20 protein-coding genes are annotated in these 18,227 nt (G+C 54.2%); 10 read left to right on the top strand and 10 right to left on the bottom strand.

Annotation, left to right across the window (positions count from 1 at the left end; all coding sequences use genetic code 11):
- The first annotated feature begins 235 nt into the window (after positions 1-235).
- A complete protein-coding gene (locus ACF8FB_RS10595; protein WP_392511313.1) occupies positions 236-325 on the top strand; it encodes a hypothetical protein in 90 nt (29 codons plus the stop codon).
- Positions 326-397: 72 nt separating this feature from the next.
- Here the strand turns inward: ACF8FB_RS10595 and ACF8FB_RS10590 are convergent, their stop codons facing one another.
- The 3 genes from ACF8FB_RS10590 to ACF8FB_RS10580 all read right to left on the bottom strand — a co-directional run bounded on the left by ACF8FB_RS10590 (position 398) and on the right by ACF8FB_RS10580 (position 2,747).
- Positions 398-1,027 (bottom strand): hypothetical protein, encoded by a 630-nt coding sequence (locus ACF8FB_RS10590; RefSeq protein WP_392511312.1) that lies wholly within the window; start codon positions 1,025-1,027, stop codon positions 398-400.
- Positions 1,028-1,031: 4 nt separating this feature from the next.
- A complete protein-coding gene (locus ACF8FB_RS10585) occupies positions 1,032-1,376 on the bottom strand; it encodes a hypothetical protein (protein WP_392511311.1) in 345 nt (114 codons plus the stop codon).
- A gap of 174 nt (positions 1,377-1,550) precedes the next feature.
- Complete coding sequence (locus tag ACF8FB_RS10580) at positions 1,551-2,747, bottom strand: hypothetical protein (protein WP_392511310.1); 1,197 nt, start codon at positions 2,745-2,747, stop codon at positions 1,551-1,553.
- 292 nt (positions 2,748-3,039) lie between these two features.
- On the opposite strand from ACF8FB_RS10580, the gene ACF8FB_RS10575 reads away from it, so the two are divergent.
- Both ACF8FB_RS10575 and ACF8FB_RS10570 read left to right on the top strand, forming a co-directional pair.
- Positions 3,040-3,570, top strand: coding sequence for a hypothetical protein (locus tag ACF8FB_RS10575; protein WP_392511309.1), 531 nt, complete (start codon positions 3,040-3,042; stop codon positions 3,568-3,570).
- A 258-nt stretch (positions 3,571-3,828) separates the two neighbouring features.
- Positions 3,829-4,032 carry a hypothetical protein gene (locus tag ACF8FB_RS10570; protein WP_392511308.1) on the top strand — a complete coding sequence of 68 codons (204 nt, stop codon included), beginning with the start codon at positions 3,829-3,831 and terminating at the stop codon, positions 4,030-4,032.
- 238 nt (positions 4,033-4,270) lie between these two features.
- Here the strand turns inward: ACF8FB_RS10570 and ACF8FB_RS10565 are convergent, their stop codons facing one another.
- Genes ACF8FB_RS10565 through ACF8FB_RS10555 form a run of 3 tightly spaced genes read right to left on the bottom strand, consistent with a single transcriptional unit; the run spans position 4,271 to position 6,674 of the window.
- A complete protein-coding gene (locus ACF8FB_RS10565; RefSeq protein ID WP_392511307.1) occupies positions 4,271-5,077 on the bottom strand; it encodes an SIR2 family protein in 807 nt (268 codons plus the stop codon).
- Positions 5,074-5,634: a non-canonical purine NTP pyrophosphatase gene (locus ACF8FB_RS10560; protein WP_392511306.1), complete on the bottom strand. Its 561-nt coding sequence runs from the start codon at positions 5,632-5,634 to the stop codon at positions 5,074-5,076. Before ACF8FB_RS10560 ends, ACF8FB_RS10565 begins: the two co-directional genes overlap by 4 nt.
- Positions 5,631-6,674, bottom strand: a complete 1,044-nt coding sequence (locus ACF8FB_RS10555) for an adenosine deaminase (RefSeq protein ID WP_392511305.1) — start codon at positions 6,672-6,674, stop codon at positions 5,631-5,633. Before ACF8FB_RS10555 ends, ACF8FB_RS10560 begins: the two co-directional genes overlap by 4 nt.
- Positions 6,675-6,782: 108 nt before the next feature.
- Between ACF8FB_RS10555 and ACF8FB_RS10550 the strand changes: the two genes are divergently transcribed.
- Positions 6,783-7,412, top strand: a complete 630-nt coding sequence (locus tag ACF8FB_RS10550) for a DUF4113 domain-containing protein (protein ID WP_392511315.1) — start codon at positions 6,783-6,785, stop codon at positions 7,410-7,412.
- A gap of 217 nt (positions 7,413-7,629) precedes the next feature.
- On the opposite strand, the gene ACF8FB_RS10545 is transcribed toward ACF8FB_RS10550, so the two are convergent.
- Positions 7,630-8,490: a LysR family transcriptional regulator gene (locus tag ACF8FB_RS10545; RefSeq protein ID WP_392511304.1), complete on the bottom strand. Its 861-nt coding sequence runs from the start codon at positions 8,488-8,490 to the stop codon at positions 7,630-7,632.
- Between the two features lie 110 nt (positions 8,491-8,600).
- Here ACF8FB_RS10545 and ACF8FB_RS10540 point away from each other — a divergent pair, with 110 nt between their 5' ends.
- The gene (locus tag ACF8FB_RS10540; protein ID WP_392511303.1) at positions 8,601-8,981 is read left to right on the top strand and encodes a cupin domain-containing protein; all 381 of its coding nucleotides are present in this window, start codon (positions 8,601-8,603) and stop codon (positions 8,979-8,981) included.
- 224 nt (positions 8,982-9,205) lie between these two features.
- On the opposite strand, the gene ACF8FB_RS10535 is transcribed toward ACF8FB_RS10540, so the two are convergent.
- Positions 9,206-9,826, bottom strand: coding sequence for a tyrosine-type recombinase/integrase (locus ACF8FB_RS10535; protein WP_020191365.1), 621 nt, complete (start codon positions 9,824-9,826; stop codon positions 9,206-9,208).
- A 156-nt stretch (positions 9,827-9,982) separates the two neighbouring features.
- On the opposite strand from ACF8FB_RS10535, the gene ACF8FB_RS10530 reads away from it, so the two are divergent.
- The gene (locus ACF8FB_RS10530; protein WP_392511302.1) at positions 9,983-10,510 is read left to right on the top strand and encodes a GNAT family N-acetyltransferase; all 528 of its coding nucleotides are present in this window, start codon (positions 9,983-9,985) and stop codon (positions 10,508-10,510) included.
- Between the two features lie 188 nt (positions 10,511-10,698).
- Here the strand turns inward: ACF8FB_RS10530 and ACF8FB_RS10525 are convergent, their stop codons facing one another.
- Together ACF8FB_RS10525 and ACF8FB_RS10520 are read right to left on the bottom strand one after the other, a co-directional pair.
- Positions 10,699-11,997: an MFS transporter gene (locus tag ACF8FB_RS10525; protein ID WP_392511301.1), complete on the bottom strand. Its 1,299-nt coding sequence runs from the start codon at positions 11,995-11,997 to the stop codon at positions 10,699-10,701.
- Positions 11,998-12,552: 555 nt separating this feature from the next.
- Positions 12,553-13,389, bottom strand: a complete 837-nt coding sequence (locus ACF8FB_RS10520; protein ID WP_392511300.1) for an IclR family transcriptional regulator — start codon at positions 13,387-13,389, stop codon at positions 12,553-12,555.
- An 82-nt stretch (positions 13,390-13,471) separates the two neighbouring features.
- Here ACF8FB_RS10520 and ACF8FB_RS10515 point away from each other — a divergent pair, with 82 nt between their 5' ends.
- The 4 genes from ACF8FB_RS10515 (at position 13,472) to ACF8FB_RS10500 (ending at position 18,202) form a co-directional block, all read left to right on the top strand.
- Positions 13,472-14,278 (top strand): enoyl-CoA hydratase/isomerase family protein, encoded by an 807-nt coding sequence (locus ACF8FB_RS10515; RefSeq protein ID WP_392511299.1) that lies wholly within the window; start codon positions 13,472-13,474, stop codon positions 14,276-14,278.
- Positions 14,279-14,281: 3 nt separating this feature from the next.
- A complete protein-coding gene (locus ACF8FB_RS10510) occupies positions 14,282-16,363 on the top strand; it encodes an acetate--CoA ligase family protein (protein ID WP_392511298.1) in 2,082 nt (693 codons plus the stop codon).
- Between the two features lie 217 nt (positions 16,364-16,580).
- Positions 16,581-17,408: an ABC transporter ATP-binding protein gene (locus tag ACF8FB_RS10505; RefSeq protein ID WP_392511297.1), complete on the top strand. Its 828-nt coding sequence runs from the start codon at positions 16,581-16,583 to the stop codon at positions 17,406-17,408.
- Between the two features lie 26 nt (positions 17,409-17,434).
- A complete protein-coding gene (locus ACF8FB_RS10500) occupies positions 17,435-18,202 on the top strand; it encodes an ABC transporter permease (protein ID WP_392511296.1) in 768 nt (255 codons plus the stop codon).
- Positions 18,203-18,227 lie beyond the last annotated feature (25 nt).

The following is an 18,227-nucleotide window of genomic DNA, read 5'->3' as shown; positions in this document are numbered from 1 at the left end:
TGTTCAGCCCACTTAATGCAGATAGAGAAGCGGCCGTGTGATCAGCAGACGAGAATGTGGCATCCAGGGCCTTTGTGACATTTAGGTCGGATAACCTGTGGCTTATCAGACCTAATATAGCGAAGAGGTCGGCATGACGATATCCATGATCGTGAACGGCAGCAATCGACCCATAGCTGCCCTTCGTGGCGGACAGCTGTAGGCCAGAGGCGGGCGACTTACCGATACCAACGAGGTGATCAAGACCAAAGGCGGGAATCATAAGCGGCTAAAGGAATGGAAAGCGAATTATGGTTCAGGGCCGGTAGAGTCTTGGGTTTCCTGACTCTCAAGCAACACTATAAAAACGGCCATCAGGCCGTTTTTTTATGCACTGAAGCTAAGGGCACTCGGAGCCTTACCTCTTGCGCTGCCCTGACTCATGGGTCGACTGCTGCAACTGAGAGTTTTCCATCCTCTCAATATTGATGGTGTTGTAAGTGATCGACTGCGCCAGTTGCTCTTCGGCCTTACTGAATCTGATGCCCTCGCCGAGAATCCCTCGGGCCTCTAGGTCTAGGGCAAAATCCATTATGTTGGTTTTCGTAACGTCAAGGATGCGAACCAATTTGTGTACCGGTACGTGCAGCGCTGGTTCGTAGTCGGTACGCATGAGGTTCCGGAATGCTGTGTTGAGATTAGCCGGGAATTTGACGATCACCGTTCCAGTCTCTGTGCGCTCCACCAGATCGGCGATCTGACTTACAGAATCGCGGGCTGGGGTTTCACACATCGAAGCGTGGAGCTCTCCGCCCATGTCCACCGGGATCCACCCTCGATACGGATTGAAGGCCTTGAGCTCCCCCGAAATGAGTCGATAGCTAGGCACTGAGCGAAGTTCGTACCCATTCAGTTCGTTATCGAGCCATTCCTCAATGTCCTTGATCTTGAGCTTTCTGGAGACCAGTAATGCTTTTCGCAGGAGATCCGGAATGTGAATTGTCCGGTCAAGCACATCGCGCTGCAGCTCTAAAACCAGGCTGTCCATAGCGTCAGAACGCTCCGAGCAAACTGGTTACCGCAGGTAGGTACGACGCGAGGGCGCTGCCTGCGGCTCCCTCCAGGATCGTTTTGATAGAGCCGAGACATTCCTTGATGACGCTTTTTTTGGGCGACGGGGCATTGTTCTGGAGCCTGATCGTTTCTACATCAGATCGCAGAGCTTGGGCCGCGGTTTGATCGCTGATCCTCGCGATATTTTGAGAAAACGCTTCGAGAAAAGCGTTCAAATCCACATCCTGAACGCGCTGGTCAAGATGTTGAGTGGAATGCTGAGCATCCTGTTGAACTTGCGAATTTTGCATGGTGCCGATCGAAATGTTGTTCGTCTTACTCATAGGTGCGGCCTATTCCGAGGTGGCGATCTGATACCGCATCATCCAATTTCGTCCGGGGCATAGCAACCCATGGCGGCACCTATGGGGCATGGAGGCGCGCTAGACACACTTGGTCGGCTGCATGGCCTGCCAGTGGCGAGAGCAATTACGCAGAGCTGGATGCCCTGACGCCTCTCACAATTGAGCCGCAGGCTCCTTGGTATTGCGATTTCGGAACAGCTTGGCGATGTCTTCGGTTGACGGCGGTGTTACCACCGTAAACTCTTTCAGCCGTAACTTGAAGGGCGTGCCCATCACGAGTTGATTAACATACATCCGACGCTCGTCGCAGGCCTCATCAGCCTTCTTCCAGGCGTCTTCGAACGCTGTGCGCATCAGATAGCTGTAGGACAATTTGCATGAGGCGTTGAAGCTGCTTTCGAGCTGTTTCCAATAGTCGGTTTTTTGGAGGTTGCGAATATCGGAAGGTGACCAGCCTTCCCGTGTTACTCGATCGGCCCAAGATTCGCGCACGCAGTCCCGAATGTTCCCTTCGCTTGCCTGCACTGCCGACTGAAATGCAGACTGCCAGTCCGCATATGCAGGAGTGGGGCATATCAAGTCTTGAGTGTGCTCGATCATGCCCTTTTCATAATTGCGCGCCAACAATGCATCGATGGCCGCGCTGGGCGCTCGGGAATTCTTCCTGGCTTGCTCTTGCAGTTGAGAGAGTGTTGACTTCGCTAGATCGAGGGGGCGAAGCTCCAACGATTGTAATTTTTGTGCGATAGAACCTGCTTTCTCATCCTTGAAGACCGCAAAGGGTAGTGTGCTTGCTGATCTGTTCAGGACATGAGTCATGCTGCTTGGCAGCGCTGTTTGGCCTAGGAGGCTTTGCACTTTTAGCCCGTAGTGTTGCGCTTGAAGGCCGGCAAGGGTGGATTCAGCCGTTTTGGCTTCAGCTGTTGCCCGTTGTGCCCTAAGCATGGCATCGCGGGCAGACTTCTCAGCGTCTCCTACCTTCTGGTTGAGGGTCACAATCTGCTTCTCGATTGAAGCTCGCTGATCAGCCAGATCCTTATTTTTCGCCTCCCCAGCTAGCAGGGATTCCGCTTGCCCCTCCATTTGATGCTGAAGCTTTCGTTGTTCAAGCTGCAGGCGAGCGAGATCCTCGGAGACCACCTCTTTCTGGAAAACTGGCCGCACTGTGTAAAAATAGCCAACTACGACTACAGCTAGCATCAAGACCTGAGAGGCGTTGGCCATCAGTCCTGAATAAGTCATGGCTTTTGCTAACCATGTAGCGATAGGGGACGACTGAGGCGCCGGCGTAGAGTCGCGGTTTGAGGCTTGTTTTTCAAAAAAACGAGAGTATTTAGGGCGGGCTGTCACTGGACCTCCTAGCAAGTGAGTGTGGTCAGCGCCGGATGTTACGAAGTTTCCTGGCCTCAGGCTGAGTTTTCAACTGTCTAATGAGGCGGTGGCGAAAGTGACGACACCCTTCACTGGTAGCTCGGGCAAGATCTGAGGCCGCTCCTCAAAGGTCGTGGCTTGAATCGACCGCTGCGGGTGAAGGCTCAGTCTTCAGGCCAGGTCAAGCGTCGATTCCTGTTACCTATCCCAAGCCCGGAATGTCAGGCATTATCGATCCAAATCGCTATGGCGACTTAAGAGGGCTCACAAGATGATCTGGGAGAGTTGGTGCTGGAAACAACCGCTGCTAGAGATGGCGGATCGTCTTGAGCACCTCAAAACGGCCAGTGCCCTGTCTGATGAAGAGCTGGCCCAGGTGGAACGCGACATCTTTATTGGCTTCTACTCCGTCAGGAAGCTCCTAGAGGCCCCTGCCAAGATCACCGACAATGCCCGCCACCGTACTATCCCTCTTCATAAGCATCCAAATCTGAAGCGCGTGACATGGCGTAACAATCACCGCTTAGATGAGCTCTACGACCTCTCCAAGGCCAGTCAGGAGGGGCGGGACGTTATCTTTGTCTGTGGGCGGATCATTCATAGCTTCGTTTTCGCGATATCTTGGGGAGGCGGACTGGACGGAGCATTCTTCAGCTCAGATCTCGACAAGGATAAATGCCTGTACTTCATCAGTATCGATGAGGTGATTTCGTTATTTCGCCAGGTTGGGAATGATGACCCTTGCGACATTAAGTGGTCTCGTGATCCTGAGACAGGAAAAGAGACGCTTATCGTGAAGTGACGCAGTGATAGGTGCCAAGTGGTCGGGGAGTTCAATCGATCGCGTAGTGGCGGTCGATGGATGGTGCCGAACCCGTTGAACGATCTCGACAGAATAATTGCCTGGGAGGCTCGGCTACCGGGTGAGAAATACGCTTCTCAGTTAACTAGCAGCAGGAAGATGATGTGATAGGAAATATTTTCAAGTTTTTTCCCGCAGGAAATAAAACTAGGCCGCAGTCAGAAAGCCGCTGACCCCAATGCCAGTTATGAGAGCGTCATGAAAGTGATCTGTGGCCAGAAGCGTTTCGGCTACAGCGAGGGCGATAGCACTGGAAAGCTTTTGAGAATCATCATGGCGCAGACACAGATGAAGGGCTTTTGGGAGACACCGCTGATGGTTGTGGGCACGCTTCGCAACAACGACCGGCAACATCAGCAATGGCTGCCTCCGACCCTTAGCGTAGAAGCCCCAACCATCTAGGTATAGGCTGTGCGCTTCTGAAAGGGATTTCCGAGTGAGGACAAGTTGCTTATTACAACTCATTCGGCGCTTTTCGCTCCCCGCCTTCATGACCGGTATTCAACACGCCTCGCTGCATTTCTCACCCACCGGCATTCTTGCCGCCCACAATTCCTCTATCGCCACCAGCAACACGATCCTTGCAAGGCGAAGTCAGCAGCTCCCCCTAAAAGGCAACTGCGCCAGAACCTAAACCCCGCTAAGCCCCGGACTCATTTACCAGATTCTGTAACAAGATAGTTAGCGCCTGTTTGGGGTCATCCTCCTCGGCAATGATCATCTCGATGCCCCACTGGCCGAGCACTTCTTGAGCGACCGGATTTGGGCGGTTTGTGAAGAAATAAGATTTGGGGCGAGTGGATGCAAGGGAAGAACGTCCCCACATCTGAGACAGCCTAGAGAACATCAGGCGGATGTTGATATCGTTAAGGCTGTATCCGATAAACAACACCGAATTGCAGAGGACATCGTGGCTAAGCTTGATGTCGAGCGGTGAGTCGTAATTTAAACGTTGAAAGTAACTGGTTTCGCCAAGGACAATTGTGGCGTCGTCCTCAAAGTCACCATGGAATTTTATGATCTGACGGCGACCATCTGACGTGTTGGCAAGGTCGGCCACGTTGGCAATCCTGTCATACGGAACGCCGAAAGCCTTATGAGCCAACTCCAGCCAACGGTCATAGTTTGTGGTGTAAATCCGCGCAAACCTTCCCTCGGCTATCAAACGGTGAATGTCGGACTGAGTAACATCGGTGGTGGTTTTGTGCCATTCGCGGTCCATCCAGCTGCGAAGCGCGCCCAAACTGCCTTTTTTCTTAATGTAATACTCTGCCAAGGCTAGGGGCGTGCCGTAGGTGGCGAAAATTTTGGGGTCGTATCCCAGCTCTCGCGCGATGTGCGCAATCAACTCGTCCCAGGTGGGCAGCTTCAGGTTGGCGGAGACACCGGCACCGACGAATAGCATCAACTTGTTGGTGCTGTAGGCCCGCATCAATTCGGCGTTCATCGTGGACCTCTTGCAGTTTTTAAATGGGCCGCGAATTTGTCCAAGGCTTTTCGTCGCATAGAAATGTCGTCCTTGGCGGAACCCATTTCAGCAAAGGTTTGGGTGTGGCCATCTGGCACGAAAACACAATCCCACTGGAAATCCTTGGAGCCAGCTGGCAAAGGGGGCACCGTCCCATCGATAGCGCCTTCGAACAAATGGATCTCACATCCATCACAGTATCCCAGCACCGTTTTCGCCGTGACTGCTGAATCCCCAAGCCCGGCAACGAGGGCGGCGAATCGATCGGCTTCCAGCCGGTCCCAGAAAATTTGGGTCAGGCCTGCCGGCAGCCCATTTAGACCTTTCAGGTATAGGCCAGTATGCTCGATAAAAAGTGGGTGACCGATCGCCTGAAACGCTTTGATTAACTTATCTCTTACCAAAAGCTCAACATCTTCGGTTTGTAACTCCTCGATCTTCCGCGACACTGGCACGATTTCCACGCCTACAGGGCCGAGAATGCGCTGGACCTCGGCAATCTTGTGATGATTGCCAGACATAAAACGAATTTTCAACTCAGATCCTCTAGGAAGGAATAGCGTTTGGCGGTCGCAAACTGCTGGTTTATCTCATCCGCAGTGAGACCTTCGGACATGGCAACTGCATAATCGTCCGCAAGCCCACGTTGATGGATGGCCGGATTGTCTGAACAAATAACAAAGGGCACGCCGCACCGGCGAAATTCCCGTAAAGGATGGGCCTGATTGGCAGGGACCGCTCCGGTCAGGCGGTTGCTGATCGGGCAGACCTCGATGCAAATGTCGCGCGCAGCCAGTAGCTCCAGCAACGCAGGATCTTGGCTAGCAGCAGTGCCATGACCAATGCGATCAGCGCCAAACAGTTCGACGGCGGCTCTAACGTTATCCACCCGTCCGGTTTCGCCCGCATGGATAGTTATGCCTAGCCCCAATTGCTCCTTGGCCGCAAGAAACAACGATGGCAGTTCTGCGGGGTAAGGGATCTCCTCATCGCCGGCAAGATCAAGACCTACCACATCGTCTGGCTCACCAAGATCCCGATAGGCTTGAAGGAGGGTGGCAAGTCCAACCGCAGCATAGTCGCCGCGAGTTACCGTCATGATCAACCCTCTACGCATACCATAGGGTTCGGTGGCGAGACGGGTCGATTCTATGAGGTGTTCCAGAGCCTGCGTAACTGAGCATCGTTGGAGGGTCGCCAGGTACAATACGCTGCTGCGTAGCTCGACAAAACGCACTCCGTTTCCAGCGAGACTTGCGACAACTGCCTGGGAAATCCTATCCAGATTCTCACGCTTTCTCGGAAATAGCCGCAGCACCTGCCAAGGCCTCAGGTAGGTTGCCAGGGATGTGCAGGGCTCGCTACGAATTAGGTCTTTCTCAATTACAAAGTCCGGTGGCAGCTCCGTTGCTTCGTCGTTCAGGATCTCGCGTATGGTTGCTGCTGGAATTGCGCCGTTCATGTGAACGTGGAGCTCGCCGCGATCAAGGATTTGACCAGCAGGGGTTGGGGGCATATCGAAGTGGAGGTGTCTATCACCGAACGAACGCGCGAAATTATAGGGGCACTGGTTCACGCGACGTCCTTTTCTCGGCGGTAATGGGGGGATAGAGAATCCTACATCCAGGTAGAGGTCGTGCACCAGCCAGTTGTGCCCTCGGGCGGATTCGATGCTTGCTTCGTTTTGGACCAAAAATGCAGTGAAAGGGGGGTTGAATTTCTATTCCACATAAACGGCGACATGAGCGAGCGGGTTATGACGCTGATTGAGTCCATGGTGCCGGCAACTGAGGTCTACAGCATCGACGAGTGTTTCGCTGACCTCACCGGCATTCAGGAAAACCTGACCCAGTTTGGGCGAAAGCTGCGCTCGAGGATCTTCCAGTGCACGGGGATTCCGGTGGGGGTCGACATTGCTGGCACGAAGACGCTCGCGAAGCTGGCCAACCATACTGCTAAGCGCTTGCAGGCGCAGACAGGTGGCGTGGTCGACATCACCGATCCGTTCAGGCCTGGGTTCCGCTACAGCAAGGCCGAGGTGCTGCTGATGGACCTGCGGCAACCAGGTGAGTTTTCAGAGGATTTGTTCGCGCTCAAGCAATCGGTGGCATGTGACCGGCTGATGCAGGTGATGGATGACATCAATGAGCGCTGGGGGAGGGGGACAATGCGAGCTGCGAGCGTACCGGCAACGTCGGACTGGGGGATGAGAAGGGAGATGATGAGCCAATCTGCGGGCCAGCTGGCTGACATGCTGGAGTTTGCCGAGGCGGCTAGGCTGTGGGCTCTGATTGAGGATGGAGAGGTAGCTTGAGCCGATCGATGCGCCCCGCGGCTAGCGGGGCGTTAGTTGCCGGTCGTGAATGGCTGCTTTCGACCCGAAGCTGCCGAAGGCGATTGGAAGCGATAGTTCAAAAATAGTCGTTTACAAATGACCGCTCATAACTTGTCGGTTGAAGGCCAGCTTGCCGCTGTTGTGCTTGCCTAGACCCAATAGGCCGCTTTAGGTAAAGACTTCAATTAATTCGGAGCTAGATGCCTGAGCGCTTGAAATGATCCCTGATTAGGTCCGCAAGACCAGAAATAGGACGATTGGCATGATCCACCGACTGGAGTCGCACCGCGAACTCGGGCAGTGTCGGTAGCCCACAATCTGCTAATGACAGGATGATATCTTCAGGCGCGAGACTCCGCAGCCAAGGTGTAACTGCAAGCCCATTGCGAACCATGGTCAATGTGGTATCGGCTGATGTATTTTCGAACACCATCTTTCCGACGATACCTTCTTCGCCGAGACGCTGAAAAACGGTATCACGAAAGGCACAATTCGCGGTCAGGAAGCACAGCGCCAACGGCCGCTGTGCTGCTGTCGCCTCGTTGCCCAACCATACCAATTGATCCACAGCCACCCTTTCGCCCAATTCGACGTCAACCGGGCCCTGACTGAGTACCAGATCGAGTTTTCCATTGCTGAACGCTTGGTCGAGATCCGTCGAGGAAGCGCTGAAAATCTTTACCTCTACCCTCGGAAAGACAGTACTAAAAGCTTTGAGTAAGGGGACAAGCGGGGCTCCGGCCATATCGAAAGGGAGCCCTAGGCGCACCAAGGCGGCTGTTTCCCTACCGCCAATGGATGTACAGAAGGCGTCATGTGTCCGCAGCAGGCGACGGGCATCTGGCAGCAGCGATGTTCCTATCGAGGTCAAACGACTGCCCTGTGTGTCACGCAGTAATAACTGACAGCCGAGAAATGCCTCCAGGCGCTTGATTCGCTGGCTCACAGCTCCTTGAGTCAGATGTAGATTGACTGACGCAACGCTCATGCTCCCCGTATCCGCCACCTCGACAAAGGCTCTGAGTAGCGCCAGATCAAGGTTGTGAGTTTTATTCATATCAGGCCATTAGCAACGTTAATGCCGGTATTGTAATTCGTCGCTACTCAGAATTCACGCTTTTCTTTAGATTGCAGGGCTCAGACTGACTAACAGGCAGAAGCAAGAGTATGATAAACACTTTAGATAGCATTAACCTACGAGATGAACTGGATGCGCTCAGAGAATACTGGAAGCCGCGAGTCCTTGGTCGCGTCAATAATCAATTCGTCAAAATTGCAAAACTGAAAGGAGAATTCGTTTGGCATGCTCACGAACATGAGGACGAGATGTTTTCAGTGATCTATGGCACGCTTCGTATTCAGCTCGAAGATCGCACCATTGTCTTGAACGCAGGAGAGTTTTGCGTAATTCCCAAGCAGATGCGACACAAGCCGATCGCCGAGGATGAATGTGCGGTGATGATTATTGAAACTGATACCACACTCCATACCGGCGGAGTACATTCGCCACTTACAGTCTCGATAGATGATCAGTTGTATCCAACCTGATCCAATACAGCGGCCACGTTTTCGCGTTCGAGATTAAGATGCATAGTCAGATCTTAGCTGTGTGCATTCAATCATGCTGGGTAACCATTTCGACTTCTGGCTGCCTACCCGCGGAAGCGAGTCTTCGGTGAGCGCTCATGGCGACTATGACCGTTCTTAGGCCTCGGTAAAGGCCGCTCTGGGTCGAATCGCGACGGTCATACCTCGACCGTCGCTGGACGCTGTCAGACCTCCGTCTGCTCTGCCATCTCCAATGCGTCATCGACTTCAATGCCCAGGTATCGCACCGTGCTTTCAAGCTTTGTATGGCCGAGCAGGAGCTGAACTGCTCTCAGGTTCTTTGTCCTGCGATAGATCAGCGATGCCTTTGTACGTCTCATCGTGTGGGTGCCGTACATAGCAGGATCTAGCCCAATAGACTTTATCCACGCTTTGACGATTGGGGCGTACTGCCGGGTGGAGAGATGCACTGAGGCGTGTAGCCGGCTTGGGAAAAGACAATCCTCGCTGTGGAGTTGGGCTTGATGTATCCAGGCCTGTAGGGCCAGCCGCGTCTGCTCTGTAATTTCAAACTGTACGGGACGTTGAGTTTTCTGCTGCATCACTATCGCCCGCGATGACACGTGCTCCCCATGAGCAACGTCGCGTACGCGAAGCTTGGTCAGATCGCAGGCTCGTAGCTTGCTATCGATGGCCAGATCGAAAAGGGCTAAATCACGAGTTTCCTCCGCGATTTGGAGCCTTACCCGAATGGCCCAGATATCTTTCAGTCGGAGCGGAGCTTTCTGCCCGACCAATGTTCCTTTGTTCCAAGGCTGATGGCTGCTGGTCGTAATGGCGTTCATGGCTTGTCCTCCATGTGAGGTAGGACAAGGATGGTCAACCCAATCCAGAGGCGCTAACCGACTCAAAACGGACATTGGGAGTGTCTGAACGTAATTACATTTTAAAACATCGATTCGTTTGACATTACGAAACGGTTGAACGAATGTTGGGTTTGATTGGATATCAGCTATGGCAGGTATTTCATATCCCTTGAACTAGAAGTTCGTCAATACAGTGATAAATTCATGACTAACATAACCTATCGGCCTGCCCACCCGGATGACGCCTCCCTGTGTATAAAAATCCGAGGGTTGACGCGAGAAAATGCATTCTCATCAGAGGAACTGCATGCGCTTGGCATTACCACCGAATCTTGGAGCACGGGCATCCGAGACGGCAGTTGCCCTGGCTTCGTAGCGTGTGAAAATGGCCGGATGATTGGCTACTGCTTTGGAGATCGGGATACCGGCGAGATTGTTGTTCTAGCCCTTCTTCCATCGTACGAGGGCCTGGGGATCGGCAAATCGCTGCTTGCGATGATGGTGGATCAACTCAAAAATCAAGGGCTTCCTCGCGTGTTCTTGGCTTGTTCCAGCGATCCGGATGTTAGGTCTTATGGATTTTACCGACATCTGGGGTGGAGCCCAACAGGGAAAAGAGATGACTCTGGAGATGACATTCTCGAACTAAAAATAAGTAATTGAACGATATTGGTAATTCTAAGATTAAACGGAATGCGGAGCCTAGGTTTGGAATTGCCACCAAACTTTCATGAACGGCCGCTTTGGGTCGAAAGCGGTCATCCTCGAAGGATGTCGTCAGTAAGGTCAATGCTCCCCCGCATGCAGGTTACTCATGGGCCACCTGCATGCGGTATCACCTAGTCAGCCGTCTATTTTCTCTCCTTGACCATGAAGCTAAGAACGATGGTCAGCACGGTAGCCAAGCAAAGCATGAATGCCATGCCCATCAAGCCGGCGCTGAAGGATCCAGTGACATCCTTGAGCCAGCCGACTGCGTAAGGTCCTACTAAGCCACCAAGGCTGCCAGTCGCGTTGATGAAAGCAATACCCCCAGCGGCGGCTTGCTTGCTCAAAAATGTCGACGGGATGCTGTAGAAACAGGTCCGCACGGAGCAGAGTCCAATCAATGCTACTGTGAGCCCGAATAGAGCTGGAAGTAAGTCACTGTAAACCACAGAGAAGATGAAGCCAGCCGCGCCCGTGCCGCATGTCAGCGCAAGATGCAAAATATAACGTCTTTTACGGGCGAGCAGTTTGGCCCAAATCAGCATGGCTGCACTGGCGATCAAATAAGGGGCAGCGGAGATCCACCCAATCTGCATATTTGTCAAGTTATGGCTCTTGAGGATCTGTGGAAGCCAAACGCCGATGCCCAAGATACCAATGATGTAGCTGAAGAGAATTGCTGCGAGCAACCAAACCCTCGGATCCTTGAGTGACTGTTTGAAACTATGAGCGCTCTTGGATTCATGTTCGGCATCGAGAACTGCCTGTAGAGCCCGCTTCTCCTCGGGTGTAAGCCAGTGCGCGTCAGCTGGCCTGTCCGCCAGTAAGCGCAAACACAAGAGCCCCAAGAAACAGGCCGGGAGACCCTGCAAGACAAGCAACCACTGCCACCCTGCAAAGCCCCAGATACCATCCATTTCCAACATTGCGGCAGACAAGGGGCCGCCGAGCACGGAGGACATTGGAATCGCGAAAAGAAACCAAACCATGACCTTCGTGCGGTAATGAGCGGGGAACCACAACGAAAGGAAGAAGATCACGCCAGGAAAGAAACCTGCTTCGGCAATTCCGGCAAGTAACCGAATCACGGCATAGCTGGTTGGGCCTTGTGCAAGGGAGGTGGCGGAGGCAAACAGTCCCCACGTAATCATGATTCTCGCAAGCCAGCGACGTGCACCGTATTTATAGAGTGCCAGATTACTAGGCACCTCAAACATACAGTAGCCTAAGTAGAAGATACCTGCGGCAAAGCCAAATTGCGACGCTGTGAGCCCGAGATCCTCGTTCATTGTTAGTGAAGCGAATCCTACGTTTGTACGATCCAGATAGTTGAAGAAGTAAGCAAGCGCTAGAAGCGGTATAAGTCGTATTGCGGCTTGTTTGCACGCGTGTATTTCGGCAGGATCTCTTTCCTGTGCAATGGGTACACTCAAGGTTGTCATTTAGGTAGCCATTATTTTTGTAGGGGCAGGGCCGCGCAGCATAGAGCAGAGAAGACGGTCAGTGCCAAAACCTTTTAGCCATGGCCTGCCATAACTTTACGGCATGCTCGCGCCATGCTTAATTGGTATCGTTACTTATGAAAACAAAGCATTTGCTGTTTTCCTTCTGTTACTTATCCTTCTGGGCTACCTTTACACGCCATGAACATAAGATATGGGTGTTTTCAAGACCAACCATGGACTGTGGTCCCCAATATCTTGAAATTCATGCTTGGGATGGAACTGAACACCAAACGCTAGGCTTCTGAAGCGCCGGGCATGTCATGGCTTTGGAACAGCCAATGGAGATGGTCGATGCCAATTCGAAATTCGGGCTTATGCCATCTGCTAAGTTCCGCTGAAGGGTCAGGTTTTTCCAGTACTTGGTGATGACATCTGGTTAATGCCCAGGGCTTTCTCACACCGCTTAGCTACCGTGCGGGTTTGCTAGGCGGTTTTTTTCGTCGGTCGTATAAGGATGGGCAAAGGGCAGGGCTCGCTAGCTATGCTCTCCGCTCACTCGTCCCCGGGCTGGTTGAGTGATGCTCGGATGGATTCTGCGAGCGACAGGAGGATTGGAGCATACCGATCGATGACTCCTCCGGGAGCTTCGACCGTTGAAAGGCTGATGTTCAGAGCGTGTGTCTTGTAGACCGGGTGGTTCAGTGGGGTAGCGATAGCGATGACTTCAGGCTGCCATGAAGCAACGCAATAGCCGTTGTTTTCTACATCGGTAATCGCGGCCTCGATATCTGATATGAGTTGTCCAGCTCTGGCTTCGCATCGTCTTGATCTGAACAGCTCGATCAGGGGCCGTCGTTGCGCGTCGTTCAGGATCGAGAGATAGGCTCTACCCAAGGATGTCATTTCCATGGGCAGCCGCTGGCCGGTCAGTACGTTTCGCGGAGATTTGCGTTTACTAAAACGTATCGACTCGAGGTAAATCATCTCGTCGCCGTCCGCTGCGGCTAGGCCAACATTCACTTGGTGGTCTCGCGCCACCTGGGCCATCAGAGGCGTAGCGACTTGAAGCAGAAAGCTGCCGTGGTACATGGAGTGAGCCATGCCAAGTACCGAAGGCGCTAGCCTGTAGCCTCTGGAAATACTGTCGAAATCCAGGAAGCCAGACCTTACGAGGGTCTGTGTAAGTCTGCTGACAGTGGACTTTGATAGTCCGGTGATCTCGCTCAGGTCCCCATTGGTCAGATGTTCGCTGCCAGGTCTGAAGGCGCGAAGAATATCTAGCCCGCGCTCCAGCGAGCGATTGAGCGGTGCCTTGCCTTGCCCGGGAATGTGAGGGGAGGTAAGGCCGCTCTCGCCATGTTCCAATAGGTGGAACGGTCGCGTTGTCATGAAAATCACTCTCCCTCAGATTGGAATCAAGCTTGGCTCATTGCTGGGCGGTCAATCAACCGAATAATAAGAGAGGCACCGCATGACGACTTCCACGGAATTGTCGACTCCGATCGACCTTACCGTCACTGACGGTATTGCAACCCTGACGCTCAACCGTCCAGAGGCACGTAACGCCATCAGCGATGAAATGCGATCGCTGCTCATCGAGCACCTTGAGCATGTCGCGGCGGACAGCAGCATCAAAGCGCTGATCCTGACCGGCGCTGGCAAAGGGTTCTGCGCCGGCGGGGACATCAAGGGCATGCAAGCCCGAATGAGTGCACCGGCCGGTTCGGTAGCTTTCAACGGCTGGAAGCGTCAGCAGCGCGTCCACCACGCAGTGTCTCTGCTCCATAACCTGCCTAAACCCACCATCGCTGCAGTCAATGGCGCGGCAACCGGACTGGGCTGCGACATGGCGCTGAGCTGTGACTTCATCATCGCCTCCGAGCAAGCTTCGTTCGCTATGAGTTACATCGCGCGGGGCCTGATCCCTGATGGCGGTGGTTTGTACTTCCTTCCACGCCGTGTAGGGCTGAGCAAATCAAAAGAGTTGATCTTCAGCGGCCGCGCCGTTTCGCCACTCGAAGCACAGCAGATCGGGATGATCGATCGCGTGGCACCGCATGAGAACCTTCTCCCGGCAGCTCAGGATTGGGCTCAGCAGATCTCTGCTGGCTCGGCTACTGCTCTGGCGCTGAGCAAGTCGATCCTGAACAACACCTTTGAGCTGACTCAGAGCCAGATCTTCTCCATGGGCAGCCAAGCCCAGGGCATCTGCTACACCTCCAGCGAGCATCAGGAGTCGGTTGCCGCCTTCCTTGCTCGCAAGGCAGAGCGGAGCTAAATCATGGACCAAATTGCACGCCTTCTCAGCCCTGCCAGCGTTGCCGTCATCGGCGCATCGGGTGATGCTCGAAAAACCTCCGGCCGTCCCATCGCATTTCTTCGCAAGCACGGCTTCGAGGGCCGGCTGTACCCGGTGAACCCGCGGTACGAGGAAATTGATGGATTGCGCTGCTACCCCTCCGTGGATGCTTTGCCGGAAGTACCGGATGTCGCGATCATTCTGCTTGGTCCAGAGCGGGCCAACCAGGCTGTTGCCGATCTCGCTGCGCGCGGCTGCCCAGCAGCGATCGTACTGGCAGGTGGTTATGGTGAGACCGGCACAACCGGGGCTCAACGGCAAGAAGAGCTCAAGGCGGCACGAGGCTCGATGAGAATCCTTGGTCCTAATACTATCGGGCTGGTTAATCTCACGGAGCGCGTGACCCTCTCTGCAAGTGGTGCATTGGACATGGACCAGCTGCTCCCCGGCCGCGTCGCAGTGGTTTCTCAGAGCGGAGGTATCCTGGGCGCGCTTCTTTCTCGCGGTGTCGCTGCTGGAATTGGCTTCTCGAAGCTCATTTCTACCAGTAACGAAGTGGATCTCGACGTTGCAGACTTCGTCGACTACCTCGCTGATGACCCAACCACATCGGTCATTGCGCTGTACATCGAAGGACTGCGCGACAGCGAAAAATTCACTCGAGCAGCTCGCAAGGCCCGCAGTGCTGGTAAGCCAGTTGTGGTTTACAAGGTAGGACGGTCCGAGGCAGGTGCTCATGCGGCCAATTCGCACACGGGCGCGCTGGCTGGCTCTGACGACCTGTACTCCGCTTACTTCAAGCAGCTTGGCGTGATCCGCGCCGAAACCTTCGCGGATTTGCTCGATATCCCCTTCGCGTTGGCAAGCGGAAGATCAATGAATGGCCGTCGAGTGGCGATCCTGACCTCGACCGGTGGAGCTGGCACACTGATCGCTGACAACCTGGGCATGAGCGGTTTCGAAACACCTGCGCCTGGGCCGGAAACTGCCGAGAGGCTGCGTAACTTGGACATCGGTGACCAAGCGGTGCTCGACCGTAATCCCATCGATTTGACCCTGGCAGGCTTGCAGCCAGAGTTGATGCGCAGCGCCATCGGCATTCTGCTCGACAGCGATGACTATGATGCTGTGGTCACCGTAGTTGGCTCATCGGGTGTCGCTCAACCTCATTTGATGGCGGACGCTATCCGCGACAGCCTAGCTAGTTCGGATAAGCCGGTCTTGGCCTACATCAGTCCCCACGCCCCCGCAGCAGCTCAGCGTATCAACGGCTCGGGTGGTGTTGCGTTCAACGCCCCTGAGAGCTGCGCCAGCGCGCTCAAGGCTTTGGTCATGAGCGGTCAGGGGAGCTCGGCAAGTGCGGCCGATATAGCCCCGTCAGCTGCAGCAGCTAGGGTGGAAGAACTGCCAAGTGGTCCGCTTGATGAAGAGCGTAGCAAGCGCTTGTACGCGGGCTTTGGCATCACGGTCACTCGCGAACTGGTGGTGAAGAGCGGGCAGGAGGCAGCGCAGGCTGCGAGCGAACTTGGCGGGCATGTAGCCTTGAAAGTGCTCTCGGAACTGATCCCGCACAAAAGTGAAGTAGGTGGAGTAGCGTTGCATCTTACTTCAGACACTATCGGGGATCGTTTGGAGCGCATGCGCGATGAAGTCGGCGGGCATGTCGGCTTCATCCCGGAGTCGTTCCTGGTCCAGGAGATGGTCACTGGTGGGCAGGAGCTGATCCTCGGCTTCCACCGGGACCCTCAGCTCGGCCCAGCGCTGCTGCTCGGAATGGGAGGCGTCACTGCGGAGCTTTTCCAGGATACGACCTTGCATCTTCTGCCTGTGAGTGAAGAGCAAGCCCGGGAAATGCTGTGTGAACTGAAAACCTACCCGCTATTGGATGGCTTCCGCGGCATGCCAAAGGCAGACGTCGACGCCGCAGTAAAATGCATCGTGGCGTTTTCGCAAATGGCCATGCAGCTCGGCGACCGATTGGTCGAGGCGGAAATCAACCCGCTCCTTGTTCGTCCAGCGGGTAGCGGGGTCATCGCTCTGGATGGCTTGACAATCATCGCGTGAAAAGAACGGCTGTTCCATTCTGTGGAACAGTCTCTTTGACCTCGTATCTCACGATTGCATAATCAAAGAACGCTTCATTTCTGACTCATAAAAATAAGTAGGTCGCTATGAACAGTCTCTATTCCGCCGCTTCTCGGCGCAGCGCTCTTCCGACCACTTCAGTTGCGACAGCCAAAATTTTTGAGCTGAACGCCACCTTCGTGCCGGGAGTATCGCCATGACCGCCGTGTTGAAAAGTGCCACCTCACCCGAGCCTATCGGCGCAAAAGCCGTCTCACCGACGGTCATTTCGTTCAGAGAGGTTTCGAAGTCATTCACCGTGAAGGGGGTTGCCAAGCAAGCCTCCCACAGCATCAATGTCGACATTCAACAAGGCCAGGTGGTGACCATCATCGGTCCTTCGGGTTGCGGCAAGTCCACTCTTTTGAACATGGTCGCCGGACTGTTCGCGCCTACAACAGGTGAAGTGCTGTACCGGGGCCAGGCTGTTCAAGGTATCAACGGCCGTACCGGTTACATGACCCAAAGCGACCATCTGCTGCCATGGCGTGATGTGACTGGCAATATCGCCATTCCGCTCGAAATCCAAGGTGTCTCGAAAGCCAAGCGACAGGAGCGGATTCGCGAACTGCTGTCCCTTGTTGGGCTTGAGGGGCATGAAAAGGCGTATCCCAGTCAGCTTTCCGGGGGCATGCGCAAGCGCGCTGCGCTGGCTCGATTGCTCGCTTATGACCCAGAAACCTTGCTGATGGACGAGCCATTCGCTGCCCTTGATGCACAGCTGCGCATGCGCATGCAGACCGAGCTGTTCAAGCTCAGCCGTCAGCTCAACAAGACGGTGCTGTTCGTCACGCACGACCTGGATGAGGCCGTGGCATTGGGCGATCGCTGCCTGATCTTCTCTGGACGTCCGGGCACTATCGTTCGCGACGTGAGCATCCCTCTAGGTGATGACCGCAACATTCTCCAGCTACGCAAGGACCCGCGTTACCACGAGTTGTGCGGCGATCTTTGGGAGTTCATCACTCCTTCTCATGACGCCTAAGGTCCTTCTTCCGGAGAATTACGAACATGAAAATCTTCATCGGCCGTGTCGCCATTTTTGCTGTGCTCTTTCTGTCCTGGCAATTCGCTTCAGGCCCATTGATCGATCCGTTTTTCGTGAGTTCGCCATTGGAAATCGGGAGCCGTTTCATTGACCTGGTCGCCAGTGGCCGTCTGTTCTCGCATGGTTGGATCACTGTGGTTGAAACCCTCGTGGGCTTCTTCTTTGGCGCTTGCGCAGGTATATCGGTAGGCCTGATCCTCGGTCGAAATGAGCTTCTGGCTAAACTGCTCGACCCGATTCTTGTCTCGATTTACAGCCTGCCGAAAGTCGCTTTGGCTCCGCTCTTCATCATGTGGTTCGGTATCGGCATAGAGATGAAAATCATCCTTACCGCCACCATCGTCTTCTTCCTGGTGTTCCTCAACACCTACAGCGGTGTTCGTGCTGTAGAGCGCGAGCAGTTGGAAATTCTGCGGTTGATGGGTGCCAAAGAGCATCACCTGATTACAAAAGTCGTCCTGCCTTCTGCAATTCAGTGGGTATTTACCGGCCTCAAGATGTCGGTCCCGTACGCGCTGATCGGCGCCATCGTTGGCGAGATCATGGCCGCCAACCGAGGCTTGGGCTATCTGCTGCAGGACGCTGCCGGGCAGTTGGATACGGCAGGCGTGTTCGCAGCGCTCATTGCAATCATCTCGCTTGCGCTGATCCTTCAAGCCGCTGTGCGCAAACTGGAAGCGTCATTGATGCCTTGGAAAAAAGATCAGGAAGAACGGGAACTGTCCGTCTGATTGCAACCAACACAACAACAAGAAG

The sequence above is a fragment of the Pseudomonas sp. yb_2 genome (assembly GCF_043103905.1).
Taxonomy (GTDB): Bacteria; Pseudomonadota; Gammaproteobacteria; order Pseudomonadales; family Pseudomonadaceae; genus Aquipseudomonas; species Aquipseudomonas alloputida.
This window is presented reverse-complemented; position numbering and strand designations above follow the sequence as displayed.